General features: G+C 54.8%; 16 protein-coding genes. All 16 read right to left on the bottom strand.

Features of this window, described 5'->3' with window-relative positions; genetic code table 11:
- Positions 1-49: 49 nt before the first annotated feature.
- Positions 50-1,153, bottom strand: a complete 1,104-nt coding sequence (gene leuB, locus COO92_RS14165) for a 3-isopropylmalate dehydrogenase (protein WP_022731658.1) — start codon at positions 1,151-1,153, stop codon at positions 50-52.
- A gap of 91 nt (positions 1,154-1,244) precedes the next feature.
- Complete coding sequence (gene leuD / locus COO92_RS14160) at positions 1,245-1,856, bottom strand: 3-isopropylmalate dehydratase small subunit (RefSeq protein WP_101303118.1); 612 nt, start codon at positions 1,854-1,856, stop codon at positions 1,245-1,247.
- Positions 1,857-1,860: 4 nt separating this feature from the next.
- Entirely contained in the window at positions 1,861-2,049 is a 189-nt protein-coding gene (locus tag COO92_RS14155; RefSeq protein WP_101303116.1) for a hypothetical protein, read from the bottom strand.
- A gap of 12 nt (positions 2,050-2,061) precedes the next feature.
- On the bottom strand, positions 2,062-3,468 hold the full coding sequence (gene leuC, locus COO92_RS14150) for a 3-isopropylmalate dehydratase large subunit (protein ID WP_101303114.1): 1,407 nt from the start codon (positions 3,466-3,468) through the stop codon (positions 2,062-2,064).
- 616 nt (positions 3,469-4,084) lie between these two features.
- On the bottom strand, positions 4,085-4,495 hold the full coding sequence (rplS, locus tag COO92_RS14145; RefSeq protein ID WP_022731654.1) for a 50S ribosomal protein L19: 411 nt from the start codon (positions 4,493-4,495) through the stop codon (positions 4,085-4,087).
- 3 nt (positions 4,496-4,498) lie between these two features.
- Complete coding sequence (trmD, locus tag COO92_RS14140; protein ID WP_101303112.1) at positions 4,499-5,215, bottom strand: tRNA (guanosine(37)-N1)-methyltransferase TrmD; 717 nt, start codon at positions 5,213-5,215, stop codon at positions 4,499-4,501.
- Positions 5,216-5,218: 3 nt separating this feature from the next.
- Complete coding sequence (rimM, locus tag COO92_RS14135; protein WP_022731652.1) at positions 5,219-5,893, bottom strand: ribosome maturation factor RimM; 675 nt, start codon at positions 5,891-5,893, stop codon at positions 5,219-5,221.
- Between the two features lie 47 nt (positions 5,894-5,940).
- On the bottom strand, positions 5,941-6,351 hold the full coding sequence (rpsP, locus tag COO92_RS14130; RefSeq protein WP_022731651.1) for a 30S ribosomal protein S16: 411 nt from the start codon (positions 6,349-6,351) through the stop codon (positions 5,941-5,943).
- A gap of 162 nt (positions 6,352-6,513) precedes the next feature.
- On the bottom strand, positions 6,514-8,001 hold the full coding sequence (ffh, locus tag COO92_RS14125) for a signal recognition particle protein (protein WP_101303110.1): 1,488 nt from the start codon (positions 7,999-8,001) through the stop codon (positions 6,514-6,516).
- A gap of 232 nt (positions 8,002-8,233) precedes the next feature.
- A complete protein-coding gene (panC, locus tag COO92_RS14120; protein WP_101303109.1) occupies positions 8,234-9,103 on the bottom strand; it encodes a pantoate--beta-alanine ligase in 870 nt (289 codons plus the stop codon).
- A 60-nt stretch (positions 9,104-9,163) separates the two neighbouring features.
- A complete protein-coding gene (panB, locus tag COO92_RS14115) occupies positions 9,164-10,009 on the bottom strand; it encodes a 3-methyl-2-oxobutanoate hydroxymethyltransferase (protein ID WP_022731648.1) in 846 nt (281 codons plus the stop codon).
- Between the two features lie 214 nt (positions 10,010-10,223).
- Positions 10,224-10,922, bottom strand: coding sequence for a cyclic nucleotide-binding domain-containing protein (locus tag COO92_RS14110; protein WP_101303107.1), 699 nt, complete (start codon positions 10,920-10,922; stop codon positions 10,224-10,226).
- 79 nt (positions 10,923-11,001) lie between these two features.
- Positions 11,002-11,199: a cbb3-type cytochrome oxidase assembly protein CcoS gene (gene ccoS / locus COO92_RS14105; protein ID WP_101303105.1), complete on the bottom strand. Its 198-nt coding sequence runs from the start codon at positions 11,197-11,199 to the stop codon at positions 11,002-11,004.
- Positions 11,196-13,625: a heavy metal translocating P-type ATPase gene (locus COO92_RS14100; protein ID WP_101303103.1), complete on the bottom strand. Its 2,430-nt coding sequence runs from the start codon at positions 13,623-13,625 to the stop codon at positions 11,196-11,198. The genes ccoS and COO92_RS14100 overlap by 4 nt, the downstream gene beginning before the upstream one ends.
- Positions 13,622-14,140, bottom strand: a complete 519-nt coding sequence (locus tag COO92_RS14095) for a FixH family protein (protein ID WP_022731644.1) — start codon at positions 14,138-14,140, stop codon at positions 13,622-13,624. Before COO92_RS14095 ends, COO92_RS14100 begins: the two co-directional genes overlap by 4 nt.
- Positions 14,141-14,176: 36 nt before the next feature.
- Complete coding sequence (gene ccoG / locus COO92_RS14090; protein ID WP_101303101.1) at positions 14,177-15,670, bottom strand: cytochrome c oxidase accessory protein CcoG; 1,494 nt, start codon at positions 15,668-15,670, stop codon at positions 14,177-14,179.
- Positions 15,671-15,803: the final 133 nt, after the last annotated feature.

The following is a 15,803-nucleotide window of genomic DNA, read 5'->3' as shown; positions in this document are numbered from 1 at the left end:
ACAAAGTAGCCCGGCCCGTGGGTATCATCGAGGCAATTTGATCCGTTGATCAGGCCATTTTGTCGAGTTCGTTGATCAAGGCTTCGCCCATCACCGTGGTCGAAACTTTGGCCATGCCGGGCTGCATGATGTCGGCGGTGCGCAGACCACCTTTCAGCACGTTCTGAACAGCAGTTTCGATCATGGTTGCGTCGTCACCCATGTCAAACGAGTAGCGCAGCATCATGGCAAACGACAGGATGGTGGCCAGCGGGTTGGCGATGTCCTGCCCGGCGATGTCCGGGGCGGAACCGTGTACCGGCTCGTAAAGGGCTTTGCGCGCGCCGGTGTCATCGGCCGCACCAAGGGACGCGGACGGCAACATACCGAGCGAGCCGGTCAACATGGCCGCACAATCAGAAAGAATGTCGCCGAACATGTTGGTGGTGACCATCACGTCGAACTGTTTCGGATTGCGGACCAGCTGCATGGCGGCGTTATCGACATACATGTGGCTGACCTCGACTTCCGGGAAGTCTTTGGCAACGCGTTCGACAACTTCACGCCACAGAACAGTTGATTCGAGAACGTTGGCCTTATCAACAGAACACATGCGCTTGTTGCGTTTCATCGCCATGTCAAAGGCAACGCGGGCAATGCGTTCGACTTCGGGTTCGGAATAGACCAGCGTGTTAAAGCCAAAGCGAACGCCATCGCGTTCTTCGATGCCGCGTGGCTGACCGAAATAGATGCCGCCGGTCAGTTCGCGCAGGATCATGATATCAAGACCCTTAACGATGTCTTCCTTAAGCGTTGAGGCACCGACAAGCGCATCAAACACAAGGGCAGGGCGCAGGTTGGCAAACAGGCCCATTTCCTTGCGGATTTTCAGAAGCCCGCGTTCCGGTTTGATATCAAACGGAATATCATCCCATTTCGGACCACCAACAGCGCCAAGCAGAACGGCGTCTGCGGCCATGGCTTTGGCAAGCGTTTCGTCGGTCAGCGGATTGTTATGCGCATCAATCGAAGCGCCGCCGATCAGGCCTTCGGTGGTTTCGAAATTCACATCGCGCTTTTTCGCCATCCAGTCCATGACGCGCTGAACCTGACGCATGACTTCCGGGCCGATACCGTCGCCCGGCAGCATCAATACTTTTTTGGTGATGGTCATAAATGAATCCTTCCCAGAATATATCGGGGCCATTCACCCCGTAGAGATAAAAAAGGGGCGGCAAACATCGGGCTTGCCACCCCTTTTTGAATTAAAGCGACAGCCAGGGCTGACTTGCAGCACGCTTGGCTTCGAATGCGTTGATGGCGTCGCCCTTTTGCAAGGTCAGTCCGATGTCATCAAGGCCATTGAGCAGGCAATGCTTGCGGAAGGCTTCGACTTCGAACTTGATGCAGCCGCCGTCCGGACCGGTGATTTCCTGTTTTTCAAGGTCAATGGTCACGGTGGCGTTGGAACCGCGTTCGGCATCGGACATCAGCTTGTCGACATCTTCGTGCGGCAGACGGATCGGGAGGATGCCGTTCTTAAAGCAGTTGTTATAGAAGATGTCGGCAAAGCTTGGCGCGATCACGCAGCGAATGCCAAAATCAAGCAGTGACCACGGGGCGTGTTCACGCGAAGAGCCGCAGCCAAAGTTGTCACCCGATACCAGAATCTGTGCGTTGCGATAGGCTGGCTTATTCAGAACGAAATCAGGAATTTCGTTGCCATTGTCATCGAAGCGCATTTCATCAAACAGGTTCTTGCCAAGGCCGGACCGTTTGATGGTTTTGAGAAACTGTTTGGGAATGATCATGTCGGTATCGACATTGATCATCGGCAGTGGAGCGGCGACGCCGGTCAGTGTGGTGAATTTATCCATTGTCTTATCCCTTGCTTCCGGTTTCCCACGCGAGACCAAGTGCTTCGATCAATTCTTCGGTTGCGTCAATTTCCTGTGCGACAAAATCGGGCAGGTTAATGCCTGTGAGTTGCGGCAACAGATGTTCGAGCACCGGGGCGCGTCCCAGTCGGGGCGCGCTTTCGCGAAAATTGATGAGGGCTTGTTCTGCCATGGGAACCTGTTCTTAACCGAGTTTACGAATGTCAGTCAGATGACCGGTGATCGCAGCCGCTGCTGCCATGGCCGGGCTGACCAGATGGGTGCGACCCCCACGGCCCTGACGGCCTTCGAAGTTACGGTTCGAGGTTGATGCACAACGCTCACCCGGTTCCAGACGGTCCGGGTTCATCGCCAGACACATCGAACAACCCGGTTCACGCCAGTCAAAACCAGCCTCGATAAAGATTTCATGCAGGCCTTCGGCCTCGGCCTGTTCTTTGACTAGACCAGAACCCGGAACGATCATGGCATTGACGGTTTCGCAAACCTTGCGGCCTTTTGCGACAACGGCAACAGCACGCAGATCTTCGATCCGGCCGTTGGTGCAAGAGCCAATAAAGACACGGTCAATCTTGATGTCTTCGATCGGTGTTCCTGCGGTCAGACCCATGTATTCCAGCGAACGGGCAATGGCTTTTTGTTTGCCCGGATCGGAAACATCGGTCGGCGCCGGGACTTTGCCGGTGACCGGAACGACGTCTTCGGGGCTGGTGCCCCAGGTGACCTGCGGAACGATATCGCCTGCATCAAGTTCGACAATCTTGTCGTAATGCGCACCTTCGTCAGACGGCAGGGTCTTCCAGTATTCGACGGCTTGTTCGTATGCGGCACCCTTTGGCGCCATCGGACGGCCTTTGATGTATTCAAAGGTTTTTTCATCCGGTGCGATCAGGCCAGCGCGTGCGCCACCTTCGATCGACATGTTGCAAACCGTCATGCGGCCTTCGACCGACAGGGCGCGGATGGCAGAACCGGCGTATTCGATGACATAACCGGTACCGCCAGCAGTGCCGATACGGCCGATAATGGCAAGGGTGATGTCCTTGGCGGTCACACCGGGATGCAGATCGCCTTCGACCTTGACCAGCATGTTTTTGGCCGGTTTTTGAACCAGCGTCTGGGTGGCGAGAACATGTTCGACTTCGGACGTGCCGATGCCAAAGGCCAGTGCGCCGAACGCGCCGTGGGTGGAGGTGTGCGAGTCACCACAAACCATCGTCACACCAGGAAGGGTAAAGCCTTCTTCGGGGCCGACAATATGGACAATGCCCTGACGCAGGTCAGACATCGGGAAGTAATGAATGCCGGTATCGGCAGCGTTTTTATCAAGGGTTTCAACCTGAATGCGGCTGTCTTCTTCCTTGATGCCTTCGGAGCGATCAGACGTCGGAACGTTATGATCGGGCACGGCAAGGGTCAATTCAGGATGGCGCACTTTGCGACCGGTATTACGAAGGCCTTCAAAGGCCTGCGGGCTGGTCACTTCATGGACAAGATGACGGTCAATATAAATCAGGCAGGTTCCATCATCCTGCGTGTCGACCACATGGCTTTCCCAAATCTTGTCAAAAAGGGTTTTAGGCGCACCCATCTCGACCTCCTCTTAAAATCGATCTCATATGCAGCGACGATCAGACTTTGGTGCGCAGATCGGACATTAAACCGGGGATTTCGACCGAATAACACCCGTGGGGTGCGATACGGTTTGGCGCGCTTGGTCGCCTGTTCCTCCGGGCATCCGGGTTTATCCCGGCTTGCGAAATATTATTATCCAGAACCGCGCGGGTTTGATCGTTTTTGCCGCGGGAGTGCCTTTATACACCTCGGTCCTTAAATCGCAAGCCGCCGGGCGGGTGTTTTTCCGTGCGGCACACCCTTAAATAGAGTCGTGGGAAAAACAGCATCCCATAGTAGCTAAATGCGACAGAATCCAGATAGGTAAGAGATATCTGATATAATGAAAGCTGATGAAAATATCGTATGGTTTCTGCGGGCATTGGGAAATCGGGTGGAAATCATGCGATTCGGTATAATGCACGCATAGGATGTATTTCTGTGTGCTTGATCACTTGGTGGCCGGCCCGGAGTTCTTTGGCTTTCAGGTGATCACGTCATCAGGTCGGATTTGCCCGTGGGTCTGACAAAATAAAACGGGCCCACCCGAAGGTGAGCCCGCTTATTCTTCCGACACATCGGAACGCCAAGAATTACTTCTTGTTTTTGGTGCGTTCTGCGGCGGTCAGTTTGCCTTTGTGGCCGGTGGTCTGCTCGGCGATACGTGCAGATTTACCGGTACGACCACGAAGGTAGTAAAGTTTTGCGCGACGAACGTCACCGCGGCGAACGACTTCGATTTTGTCGATGGCCGGGGAGTAGTTCTGGAATACGCGCTCAACACCTTCGCCCGATGCGATTTTACGCACGGTGAAGGAAGAGTTCAGGCCGCGGTTCTTACGCGCAATGCATACGCCTTCGAACATCTGGATACGTTCGCGGGTACCTTCAATGACTTTCAGGTGTACACGAATGGTATCACCTGCGTCGAATTCCGGGACTTCGCGCTTTGCAGCGATTTTGTCGAGCTGCTCGGTCTCGAGCTGCTGGATGATATTGGTCATGGTTTAACCCTCTTTGATGTGCCCGTTTGCAACATACGCGTCCCAAAGGTCGGGTCGCCGCTCACGGGTAATTTCTTCTGCCTGAGCATGCCGCCAGGCTTGTACCTTGGCATGATGACCGGAAAGCAAAATCTCCGGCACGTCACGCCCGTTCCAATTGGCCGGGCGCGTGTAATGCGGATATTCAAGCAACCCGGTTTCAAAGCTTTCCTCATCAACGGAGGCGGTCGTATTGACCGTTCCCTCGATCAGGCGAATGCACGATTCAATCAGGACCATGGCCGGCAGTTCGCCGCCCATGAGGATGTAATCACCGATGCTGACCTCTTCGGCCTGATGTGCATCCAGAACCCGTTGGTCGATACCTTCGTAACGACCGCAAAGCAGGATGGCACCCGGACCCATTGCCAATTCACGGCAACGTTTCTGGTTCAGCACTTTTCCCCGCGGGCTGAGGTAAATCAGCGGTAACTGCGGTGCAGATGCACGCAATTCCAACAGGGCGGCGTCGACAATATCCGGGCGCATGACCATACCGGCCCCGCCCCCAAAAGGATTGTCGTCTACAGTGCGGTGGCGGTCGGTTGCATGATCGCGGATGTCTTTGACATCAAGCGACCAGATCCCGTTTTCGAGCGCCCGGCCAGCCAAGGACTGACCCAGAACGCCCGGAAACATTTCCGGGAACAATGTTGCAACTTTTGCCTGCCACACAGACATCGATCAGGCCTCCTTCCCGCTGCCGGTCGCGTTTTCCGCGCCTACTGCATCAGCAGAGACGGCATCAGAATCGCGGTCGGCCTGAGAGTCTTTGCGAGATTTGTTCGGACGACGTGCGCGATTGCCCGGTCCTTCCTCATCTTGCAGTAGCCCCTCGGGCGGATTTACCACCAGCTTGCGTTCCGACAGAACCACCTCTGGCACAGCTTCCTTGGTAAACGGAAGAACAACAACCTTGCCCCGGACTTCTTCGAGCGCGACTTCGATAACATCGCCCGCGCCAAAATCAGCCACACCCCGTACAGTGCCAAACAGCGAACCATCAATGTGGTAAGCGGTCAGACCAACAAGGTCAGCAAGATAAAATTCGTCTTCGTCTATCGTTTCAGGCAGTGCCGTCCGCGGTACATGTAGCTTGGTTCCCCGCAGCCGTTCGGCGGCGTCCCGGTCGTCCACACCTTCGATCTTTGCGATCAACTGGTCGCGGACATGTCCGACAGGGGACAGCTTGTATTTCAAGCGGCCCTTGGCATCGAACAACGGGCCGTAACCGACAAGGTTATCCGGGTCGACGGTATAGCTTTTGACGCGGACAGCACCACGCACCCCGTGTGGAGCGGTGATCATGCCAACGCAGACATAAGCGTCGTCGTTTTTGGATTTGCGGGTATCAGCCATTTCGGTTCACAAGTTTCCGGTATCTGATCAAAGCGTACGTTCAGCGATTACTCGCCAGCAGCTTCTTCAGCAGGTGCTGCTGCTTCGGCAGCGGCTTCCGCAGCAGCGGCAGCAGCAGCTTCAACTTTTTCAGCTTTTTCGCGAAGACGTTCCTGAGCTTTCGCTTTCGGAGCAGACTTCTGCGGCTGTTCGGTCGGTTTGAACGCTTCGGCCAGGCCAGCTTTGCCCAGGAAACGTGCAACGCGTTCGGTCGGCTGTGCGCCAACTGAAAGCCAATATTTGATGCGTTCTTCTTTGAAGGTTACGCGGGTGTCAGAATCCTTCGGGAGCATCGGATCGTAAGTACCGACACGCTCGATGAAGCTGCCGTCACGCGGGGCACGAACGTCAGCAACTACGATACGGTAGTACGGACGCTTTTTGGCACCGCCACGGGAAAGACGAATCTTAACAGCCATTCGGATAAGTTCCTTTCAGCTTGGGTTTGTAGTCTTCTACATCATGGCCCCGAGGGGCCTATTCATTTAGTCTATGGGCGCCGGCTTTATGGGCCGGTTTGGTTCCTGATCAGAATTCGGTACGAACACTTTCAGGAACACGTTCGAGTATCTGGGGTCTGGCTATTTCTTCTTGCCGAACCCCGGAAATCCAGGAGGCATGCCACCGCCGCCCCCTAATCCCGGGAAGCCGGGCGGTAAACCGCCGCCGCTACCGGTTAATCCTTTTGGCAAATTATTCAGGTCGGGCATGTCCCCGCCTTCAAGCATTGCCGGGTCCATTTTCGGCATGCCGCCAAACAGACCCTTTTTACCCATCTTGCCCATCTTTTTGATCATGGTGGACATGGTCTGGTATTGTTTCAGAAGCTTGTTCACATCCTGAACCGAAAGTCCGCAACCTGCGGCAATACGCTTTTTGCGCGATGCCTTGATCAGGGCCGGGTTTTCACGTTCCTTGGGCGTCATCGACAGGATGATGGCTTCCTGGTGGGTCAGAAGTTTCGGATCGAGCTTGGTCTGCGACATCTGCTTTTTCAGCGCGCCCATGCCCGGCAACATTCCCATGATGCCCGAAAGATCACCCATGTTCTGAAGCTGTTTGAGTTGGGACAGAAGATCGTTGAGGTCAAACTGACCTTTACGAAGCTTCTTGGCCATTTTCTCGGCGTCTTCGGCCTTGATGTTCTCCGCGGCTTTTTCAACAAGGCTGACAACATCGCCCATGCCGAGAATGCGGTTGGCAATACGATCTGGATGGAAGGCTTCCATCTCGTCGATTTTTTCGCCAACACCCAGCATCTTGATCGGGCAGCCAGTAATCTGACGCATCGAAAGTGCTGCACCACCACGTGCATCGCCGTCAACACGGGTCAGAACAATCCCGGTGATGCCGACTTTTTCGGCAAATTCCTTGGCGACATTGACCGAGTCTTGCCCGGTCATCGCATCGGTAACAAGCAGGGTCTCAACCGGGTTGACCGCATCACGGACCTGGGCGACTTCGCTCATCAGTTCCATGTCGATATGCAGGCGACCAGCGGTATCAAGGATCACCGCGTCGTAACCTTCTTTGCGACCCATATCCATGGCGCGCTTGGCAATCGAGACCGGCTTTTCGCCCATAACGATCGGAAGGATACCCAAACCATTATCGTCGGCCAGAACCTTCAGCTGCTGCTGGGCGGCTGGACGGTAAATATCGAGTGATGCCAGAAGGACTTTCTTGTTGCGTTTTTTGGTCAGGTGCAGCGCGATTTTGGCGGAACTGGTGGTTTTACCCGAGCCCTGCAGACCGACCATCAAGATTGGAACGGGCGGGGTGGAGGCAAGATTGATTTCTTCGCCTTCGCCGAGCATGTTTTTAAGTTCGTCATGGACGATCTTAACAACCATCTGACCCGGTGTTACCGAGCGCAGAACATCCGCGCCAATCGCACGTTCGGTTGCATTGGAGATGAAGGTTTTAACGACCGGCAGCGCCACGTCAGCCTCAAGCAAGGCGACGCGTACTTCGCGCATGGCTTCCTTGACGTCAGATTCCTTGAGCGCGCCACGTTTGCGCAGCTTATCAAGAACCCCGCCAAGGCGATCGCTTAGTCCTTCAAACATTCCAAATCCCGTCTGTGTTGCTGGTGTTTCCACCGTGTGCGCACAAAAAACTAAAACCCAGTGCTCGAAAACTCGAGGACTGGGGGAGTCACCTCTGGGGCGACCTTTGGTAGGCAGGGTTTATGGGATCGGCTGTCGGGAGTCAAGCGCTATTGGGCGCAAAAGCGCAGAACATCGCGCTTTTTGAGTCAATTACGCCCCAATCAGTGATTCTGCCAGCCCAACCGGGTGTTTAACCCGCAGTATGAGAAGGCTCAATCGCGTGATTGTCAATCAAACGGGCCTTGCCAAGACGGGCGGCAACGAAGACTCGCGCCGGTTTGGTGACGGTTTGCGTGACAAGGTCAAGTGTCTGCGCATCGCGGATTTCAAGATAGTCAATCGGATCAAAACCCGCCGACAAAATATCTTCGCGTCCCTTGGCCAAAAGCGGGCCAATGTCGGCCCCGGAGGCCGCCGCAGCGGTGATAGAGGCGAGAACGCGGTTCAGTGTCGGAGCAATCGCGCGTTCATCGGGTGTCAGGTATCGGTTGCGTGATGACATGGCCAAGCCGTCTTTTTCGCGCAGGATTTTTGCACCTATGATCTCGACCGGGATGTTGAGATCGGCGCTAAACCGGCGAATGACCATCAGTTGCTGATAGTCCTTCTGGCCGAAAATTGCGCAATCAGGCAAGGCTTGCAGCAAAAGCTTGGTGACGATCTGGGCAACCCCGTCAAAATGGCCCGGACGTGCCGCACCACATAAAACGTTGGTCATGCCACCATCGACATGAACCTTGGTGGCAAAGCCATCGGGATACATTTCATCAACCGACGGCGCAAAACACAAGGCGACCCCGGCTCCATCAAGCAATTTCTGATCGTCAGGAAGGGTGCGTGGATAGGCACCGAAATCCTCGTCCGGGGAAAACTGGGTTGGATTGACAAAGATGCTGACGATCACGCGGTCAGCGTGTTCAAGGGCCAGTTTCGTCAGGCTGATATGGCCGTCATGAAGCGCGCCCATGGTCGGGACCAAGGCAACACGAAGACCTTCGGCGCGCCAACTGGCGACAGTCGCGCGCAGATCAGCGACAGTGTGAACAGTCGTAAGGGACATCTTTATCGTCGAACCGAAAATTTCCAGAAATTGCGGCGGTCATATGGGCAGGTTTAGCCCTTAAACCGCGCGCAAGTTACCTTTTTTCGCAATGCCAAAGCAATGTTCATCCGATGGGAATTTCCGGGTACGGACTTCCTCGGCATATTTGCCAACTGCTTCGGATACGGAATCCCCAAGGTTGGCATAGCGTTTGACGAATTTCGGGGTGAAATCGGAAAACAGGCCAAGGATATCTTCGGTCACCAAAACCTGACCGTCACAGGCAACCGATGCCCCAATGCCGATGGTCGGGATATCGATGGTTTCGGTGATCTGGCGTGCGACGCCTTCGACCGTTCCTTCGACGACGACGCAAAAGGCACCGGCCTTGGCAACAGCCTTGGCATCGGTGATCATTTTCTGGGCGGCATCATCGCCGCGTCCCTGGCTTTTAAACCCGCCCATGGTGTTGACCTGTTGGGGCATCAGGCCGATATGGGCCATGACAGGAACGCCGCGTGCATTAAGAAACTCGATGGTTTCAGCCATTTCAGCCCCACCTTCAAGCTTCACCGCAGCACAGCCGGTTTCGGCCAGAATATGGGATGCGGTCTGGAACGCCTGTTCCTTGGATCCCTGATAGCTGCCAAAGGGCAGATCAACAACAACGCAGGCGTTTTGTGATCCGCGCATGACGGCTTTGCCGTGGTTGACCATCATATCGACGGTGACGGCAAGGGTACTTTCCATGCCATAAACAACCATGCCCAGTGAATCGCCAACCAAAAGCAGGTCGCAATGTTCATCAAGGCGTTGAGCCATCGGTGTTGTATAGGCCGTCAGGCAGACAATCGGTTCAAGGCCTTTGCGGGCACGGAGTTGCGGAACGGAAACCCGCCCCGTCTTTTTGCTGGTGGCACTCATGACGTTTCTCCCCCGGTCCTACCGGAATTTGCTGCCCGATCTATGTCAGGCGAGGGGTCATGTTTACAATATGATGACCATTCGCGGGAAATGTTTTTTCGCAATCGCGAAATAAGTAATTCGGCCAATAGCGTGCAATTAAGCGATGTTTTCCCGTGCTTTTCGAAGGTTATTGACCGATTTGGACAAATTGCGTTGCAAGCGCACAGTAAAATTACAAACCTTCGGCAAGATCTTCGAGCATCTCGCGACCGACGGCTTCAATATGTCGGTTGTCTTTTAGTGAAATCGTGGCTTCCTTGCGCAGTTGGGTCAGGGTGCGCGACACGGTTTCAATGGTCAGGCCAAGATAATCGGCAATGTCTGAACGGCTCATGGGGATGCTGATCATGTCGCTGTCTTCGCCGCGATGTTCCTGACGGCGGGCCAGCATCAACAGGAAGGATGCCACTTTTTCCTTGGCGGTTTTACGGCCGAGCAAAAGCATCTGGTCCTGTGCGGCCGCAAGTTCGTCGACAGCCATTCCCAGCATGCGTTTTTCAAGCTGCGGGAAGTCATCAAACAGTTTTTCAAGCTTTTGACGCGGGAAGCGGCACGCGGTTACAGGCTCAACCGCCTCGGCGGTGTATCGGTAATTTGTATTGAGAGCCAGACCCAGAAAGTCACCGGCAAACAGAAAGCCGGTGATCTGACGACGGCCATCGCCAAGAAGCTTGTAAAGTTTTACCGAGCCCGACGTGATGTTGAATACATAGTCGGCGTCTTCGGCTTCGTGGAAGATGGTGTTATGTCCGTCAAACTGAACATGGGTCAGAATTTGGCGCAAATGGTCGTGCTCAGCACCATGCAAAGACGAGCAGAACGTCAGGTCCTTAATGGAACAGGCTTCGCAAAGTTGGGGGCGGACTGCCATTGCAAACTCCGTTGCTTGTAATCCAAGACGTTCAGACTATGACAATCTATGCGATTAGGCAGGTATGTTTCAAGCTATTCTAACTCTTATCTTGTGTAGTTTGATCGAGATTCTTATGTGGTGGGGTTTTATCGTCATCATCATCGTCAAACAGGATGCGATTGGCGGCCCCTTCCATATCGTCGAACTGTCCGGATTTAAGCGCCCATAGAAACGCCCCCAAGCCAAGCAAGCCAAGAAACAGTGCAATCGGGATCAGCAGCAAAAGGTTGCTCATGTGATTGGGGCTCCGGCGTGTTGAGGGGCAGGCGAGGTTTGCGGGTAAGACGGATTGTGGGTTTGTTTGCCATTTGCGTGCAGGCGCAAGGCATTGGCAATCACCACCAGCGAAGACGAGGACATGGCAATTGCCGCAATCAACGGTGTGACCAATCCCGATACCGCAAGCGGGATGGTGATCAGGTTATAGGTAAAGGAGATGGCGAAATTTTGCCGGACAAGCCGGTCGGCTTTACGCGCGATATCAAGGGCTTCGATCACTGCGCCAAGACGGTCGCCCTGAAAAACAATGTCGGCTGCATTCTGACTAATTTCGGCCGCACTGGCGGGGGACATTGATGCGTGGGCGGCCGCCAAGGCCGGGGCATCATTGATGCCGTCACCGACCATCAGATCAAACATACCGGCGTCACGTCGTTTTTGAATATGGGCGGCCTTGTCGGTTGGTGTCAGACGGGCACGCCATTTGGTAATGCCAAGTCTTTCGGCAAATTGTCGCACCGTTTGTTCGCGGTCGCCGGAAAGAAGGCTGATGTCAAACCCGTCGTTGCGCAGATGTTCGATGACCTCGCTGGCATCAGCACGCGGGGTATCGCGAAAGACAAAGCGGATCGGGGATTGGCCCGGTTGCGTCATCCAGATTTCAGGCCCGTAAATGTCACTGGGAAGATCGGCCTGTTCGGCGACATCGCAAAAACGTCGACTGCCAAGACGAATTTCACCGGCAAGTGTTTCAACCATCAGGCCCAGCCCCGGCTTTTCAACCACATTTTTGAGTGGTGAAACATCGCCGACAGCGCGCACCAGCGCACGGGATAACGGGTGGTTGCTGTTGGCGGCAATTTGGGCGGCAAGGGCCAGTGCATCCGGATCAGCCGGGCCATATAGTTCGGGTTTGCCGGTGGTCAGTGTGCCGGTTTTATCGAAAATCACCCCGGTAATTTTTGTCAGCCGTTCCAGTGCAGTTGCCGATTTGACAAGAATGCCGGCACGGAGCAAACGGCCCGTGGCAATGACTTGGACCACGGGGACGGCCAAGGCGAGTGCGCAGGGGCAGGTGATGATCAACACTGCAATGGCATTCATCAGCGCGTCATTCCACGGCACGCCGCCTACAAGCCACCAGCCAACAAAGGTGAGGAGCGACAATAGATGGACCACCGGGGCATAGGCCTTGGCCACCCGGTCGGCAATGGCGACGTATTTTGCCCGGCCCTGTTCGGCATTTTCCATCAGGCGGACGATTTCAGACAGAAGCGTGCTGTTGCCTGTTGCCGTTACACGGATGCGCAAGGGGGCCGATATATTGGTTGTTCCGGCGAAAACCGTTGCGCCGGGCTTGATTTGGGCAGGGATGCTTTCACCGGTAATCACACTGGTGTCGACATCTGACTGGCCGTCGGATACTTCGCCGTCAATGCCAATGCGTTCGCCAGCAGCGACCAGAACGGTCATGCCGGGGTTTGCCTTTTCCGGAGAAACAAGGCGTCTGGTGCCGTTATCTTCAATGATTGTGATTGAGCGCGCGCCAAGGGATAAAAGATGTTCGGCAGCGGATCTGGCCTGCCCGCGGGCACGGCCATCAAGGTAACGCCCGATCAGCAAAAAGAATAAAAGCGTAATGGCCGAATCATAATAGGCGTGTGGCGCGCTTTGGATGGTTTGTGCCAAGCTCATGCCCAAGGCAAGGATCACGCCCAGACTGATTGGTACATCCATATTGACCCGACGATGGCGGATGGCCCCCAAGGCAGACCGATAAAACGGCATCCCGGCATAGGTCGCAGCAGGCACGGCAATCAGGGCGGAAATCCAATGAAACAGATCACGGGTTGCCCCGCCCATGCCTTGAAAATATCCCGCCCAGACGGAAACAGACAGCAGCATGACGTTGCTGGCGGCAAAACCGGCAACTGCGAGACAGCGCAGCAGTTCCTTGTTGCGCGACTGGGTGGCCTGTTCAAGGGCGGCCGGGTCAAATGGAATAACCCGATAGCCCATTTGAAGAACAGGACGCAGCAGGTTATCGACATCTTCAATCTTGCCCGTCCAAGACAGGCGCAACCGGCGTGTGGTCATATTGACCCGTGCCGCCACGACGGAAGCATTTCGTTGCAAAAGGGTTTCAATCAACCAGACGCAGGCGGCACAATGAATGCCATCCACCATCAGATGCAGGTGATGCGTGCCGTTGGCATCTGTGCTGGCAAGATCGGTGAAATCGAAATGGCCGAAATCCTCTTCATCCGGGCGAAGGGCCCTAACTTTGGGATCAATTGCGCGGCGTTTGTAATAGGACGACAGGCCCAATTCACCCAAAAGCGCGTAGGCACCTTCACAGCCCGTGCAGCAAAAATCTGGCGCGGCAGGGGACATGGATGTGACGCGTTCTCCGCAATGGCGACAGGTGGCAGATTGGTTCATGGCTGTACGACGACATACTCGACCGTTTGGTAATCATCCCCCATGGCATGTGCGATGGTACGCAATTGCCAGCGGCCATAAACCGGGAAATTGGCACTGGCGCGATATTCGCCCGGTGCGATTTCGACCATCGGTACGGTCTGATCAAGGTCGTCACGGTCTGAACGGTTCAGCACGACAGACATTTTCGCCCCGGTAATCGGATTGGAGTCGCGATCGCGAAACAGTACGGAAATGGTCGCGTTTTGGTTTATGACGCCTGCAACCGATAGCTTGCTGCGCCAGCCAAGTTCTTGTTGGCGGGCTGCACCAGACATGGCGGCATTGTAATTATTGCCTTCTTCAAAGGCGTGTTTGGTGACAAGCCCGTTCCAGCTGGTCATGGAAAAGGTAATAAGCGAGATATTGGCAATCAGCATGACAGCAAAACCGCCAACAAAGTACCACGGGATCCAGCGGTCCGATTTGCGCGGGCCGTTTGTGTTTGTTGATTGTGAGGTCATCTGTGTTGCCATGGGTTTATCTCCTGTGCCCAAGAACGCGGTGTGTCACTAATGCGCGGTCTTTGGGCCGGCAAATACTGTATCATAGGTTATGGAATTGGCATCTTTTCGGTCGGTGACTTTGAATTCAAACGGGGTTGCATCACCGTCCAGACTATCGGGGGCGGCGGAAACAAAGACGCGGAAACTACCCACCCGGTCGGGTGCCACATCAAGATCAAAACTACCGTCCTGATTGGGTTCAAGTCCGATGACCTGCATTTGTGTCGGGGTGATGCCAGTGACCGTCAGGGCATAGGTTTTTGTTGCCTGTTCCTTGTTCAGGACCTTGATCGTGTAACCGTTGCGTACGTCCCCGTCTGACAGACGAACAAACAGCGGGTTGCGATCGCGCAAGACATTCAGTTCAAGGACAGAACGATTGAGCAAGCCAAACATCATCACCGATGCCACAAGGGTCAGAATGACGGCATAGAAAATCGTGCGTGGGCGAATGATGCGTGTATGGGTGGCTTTGCCCATGGCGCGAAGCTGGGTGTTTTGGATCGAGTCAAACCGGACCAGATCGCGCGGGAAGCCGACCTTGTCCATCATCTCGTTACAGGCATCGATGCACAGCCCGCAGCCAATGCATTCCATCTGCAGGCCATCACGAATATCAATTCCGGTCGGGCAGACATTGACACAGGCATGACAATCAATGCAGTGCCCGGTTTCGGGGACTTCGCCGCGCACAAGGTTTTTGCGCTTGATCGGGCCGCGTGTTTCGCCGCGCCAGTCTTCGTAGGTGACGATCAGGCTTTCATCATCAAGCATCGCAGACTGGAACCGCGGCCACGGGCACATATAGGTGCAGACCTGCTCACGGCCCCATCCGGCGAGAAGATAGGTTGAAAAGGTTAGTGATGCGATGGTGACATAAACCGCAAGAGACGCATAGCCGGTGAATACATCGACGACAACCGTTGGCGCATCGTTGAAATACAATACAAACGCGCCGCCGGTTGCCATGGCAATGCCGATCCAGGCCAAATGCGTGGCGCCGATTTTCCAGATTTTTTCCAATGTCCATTTTGATTTATCAAGACGCACACGCGCATTGCGGTCGCCTTGGATATGGCGTTCGACCAGCATGAAAAGATCGGTCCACACAGTTTGCGGGCAGCCATAGCCACACCAGATGCGACCAAACAGTGACGTTGCCAAAAACAGTCCGATGGCGGCCAGGATCAAAAGCCCGGTGATGTAATAGACTTCCTGGGGCCAGATCTCGATAAAGAAGAAATAAGCGCGCCCCAGATCCATATCGATCAAAACCGCCTGATCGGGGGCGGTTGGCCCGCGATCCCAGCGCAGCCACGGTACAACCCAGTAGATTGCCAAAAGGGCAATCAGGGCAAACCATTTGAGGTTTCGGAAATACCCGGAAACACGTTTGGGGTAGACCTTGTCGCGGGTTTTATAAAGCGGTTGGTCACGATCATCTTCACCGTCGGTGGCGATCATGTTGGGGTCGGGATGCTGCAAATCGGACATGGCCATGTTCGCTACCTGAATTTTACGCCGCACAACTTCGACTGCTCTCTGTGGTGGAACCACCAGCCGGGCTCTGCGGCGGCGCTGCCATAAACATTTGATGTGTTTGACAGCTTTGTGGGGCAGGCTCGAATTATTC

This window comes from Thalassospira lohafexi (assembly GCF_002844275.1).
In the GTDB taxonomy this organism is placed as follows: domain Bacteria; phylum Pseudomonadota; class Alphaproteobacteria; order Rhodospirillales; family Thalassospiraceae; genus Thalassospira; species Thalassospira lohafexi.
The sequence above is the reverse complement of the archived record's forward strand: the minus strand, read 5'-3'. Positions and strand labels throughout refer to the sequence as shown.